1 protein-coding gene is annotated in these 722 nt (G+C 77.6%); it reads right to left on the reverse strand.

The window, feature by feature from the left end; genetic code table 11:
* Positions 1-722, reverse strand: a 722-nt coding sequence (locus tag UK12_RS32850) for a helicase-associated domain-containing protein (RefSeq protein WP_045306868.1), incomplete at both ends; no start/stop codon positions are given.

The following is a 722-nucleotide window of genomic DNA, read 5'->3' on the forward strand; positions in this document are numbered from 1 at the left end:
CTCGGCGGTCCGCCGGTCGGCGAGCACCTCGGCCAGCAGCGCGGTGTCGTCGCAGCGCAGGTACGAGGAGGCGGCGCCGACCCGCAGCACGCCGTGCCGGCGGGCCACGTCGTCGATCAGGTAGCCGAGCGGCTGCGGGACACCGGTCCTGGAGTGCTGCTCCAGGAAGACGTGCAGGTCGGAGGCGGAGCGCCCGGCGTCCAGCGCGCGCCGTACGGACTCGGTGGTGAAGCGGTAGACCGTGGCGCCGCCCTTGGACTCGATGTCCGCGCAGAGCGCCAGCGCCTGGGCGAGCGGGGTGAGCAGCGGGCCCGGGGCGATCGCGGTCAGGTCGGGCTGCAGGATCACATGGTCGAGCGGCTGCGGCAGCAGCGGTGCGAGCACGGGCACCGGGTCGCCGCCCGTCAGCAGCGCGCGGGCCGGGCGGGCGAGGGCGCCCCGGCCGGTGAGGCCGAGCAGCTCGGCCTCGTCGAGGGTGAAGTCGACCAGGTGGTCCCGCAGTTCGCGGTTGTCCGGCTGGACGGGTCCGCCGCGCAGCGGGCGCTGCCAGCGCAGCACGGGCAGCAGCGCGGCGGCGGTGGCGGTGCCGCCGGGCGGCAGCGCGGCCAGCAGGCCGAGGGTGGCGCGGCGGACCGACGGCGCGAGGGTCCGGTCCAGTTCGGGGCCGAGCGCGGCACGGACCTTGCCCTTGCCGTCGGGGGTACCGGCGAGCCGGCCGACCC

The organism is Saccharothrix sp. ST-888, from assembly GCF_000955975.1.
Taxonomy (GTDB): domain Bacteria; phylum Actinomycetota; class Actinomycetes; order Streptomycetales; family Streptomycetaceae; genus Kitasatospora.